General features: G+C 46.8%; 2 protein-coding genes. Both read left to right on the top strand.

From position 1 onward, the window contains the following. Positions 1–533, top strand: a 533-nt coding sequence (locus AND4_RS19095; RefSeq protein WP_009844631.1) for a phosphoheptose isomerase, incomplete at its 5' end; no start/stop codon positions are given. A 21-nt stretch (positions 534–554) separates the two neighbouring features. Continuing rightward, a complete protein-coding gene (locus tag AND4_RS19090; RefSeq protein WP_009844630.1) occupies positions 555–1,196 on the top strand; it encodes a BON domain-containing protein in 642 nt (213 codons plus the stop codon). Positions 1,197–1,247 lie beyond the last annotated feature (51 nt).

The following is a 1,247-nucleotide window of genomic DNA, read 5'->3' as shown; positions in this document are numbered from 1 at the left end:
CAGAAGCGCTGCCTGATGCCATTACCCACGCCGCTCAAGCTATGGTATCAAGTCTACTTAATGGCAACAAAATTCTATGCTGTGGCAACGGGGGCAGTGCAACGAACTCGCAACAGTTTGTGTCTTGTCTTTTGAACCGATTCGAAACTGAACGCCCTAGCCTTCCTGCAATGGCTCTAACAGCGGATAATACAACATTGACTGCGGTAGCAAACGACTATCACTACCAAGAAATTTTCTCTAAACAAGTACGTGCATTTGGTCAACCTGGTGACATCCTTCTGGCGATTTCGACGAGCGGTAACAGCAAGAACGTCACCAAAGCAATGGAAGCTGCGGTAACACGAGACATGACCATCATTGCTTTGACTGGTAAAGATGGTGGTGAAATGGCAGGTCTACTTGGTGAGAACGATGTTGAAATTAGAATCCCATCACACCGTACAGCGCGCATTCATGAAGTACACATGGTAACACTGCACTGTCTATGTGATCTGATCGACCAGGTACTTTTCCCAGCTCACGAAGAATAACTAAATAGAGAGTATAGAATTATGATACGTAGTCTTGTCATTTTATGTACAGCATTAAGCATGAGCGGCTGTGCAGGTTTGTTTATTGCAGGTGCAGCCACTACGGCCAATATCGTCACAGATACACGTACCACCAAAGAAATTTGGCAAGACAACAATATTGAGTTCGAAGTCGCAGCGATTGGCAATAAAGCACCTTTTAAAGGTGCAGTTCGCGTCATTGCGAGCTCATATAATGGTACCGCTGTGCTGATGGGCCAAGCCCCTACTCAAGATTTGATTAACGAGTTTGAGAGCAAGGTTCGTCAAGTCAATGGGGTTAAGAACATTCACAACCAAATCAAACGCAAAGAGCCTCTCAGCGTAACACAAATCAGCAACGACAGTTGGATCACCACTAAGGTTAAGTCTGCACTGCTGACGGACAGCGAGCTCAACGGTGTGAAAGTAAAAGTCATCACCGAGGACAGCGATGTGTTCTTGTTTGGCTACGTAACGCCAGAGCAAGGTGAGAGAGCGGCTGAAATCACACGAAATATCTCTGGCGTGAAGCAGGTCGTCAAGGGCTTCCAGCACGGGGATGAGAAGTCACGAGACTTAGACGAATCCGAAACGACAAACACTGAAGCAAGCGTGATCGAACTCGACGGGCAAGCTAACTAACCTAAGTCATTAGCTAGGTTTCGAGGTCGATACAGCGACTGAAAGCAGCCT

This window comes from Vibrio sp. AND4 (assembly GCF_000171815.1).
Lineage (GTDB): Bacteria > Pseudomonadota > Gammaproteobacteria > Enterobacterales > Vibrionaceae > Vibrio.
The sequence above is the reverse complement of the archived record's forward strand: the minus strand, read 5'-3'. Positions and strand labels throughout refer to the sequence as shown.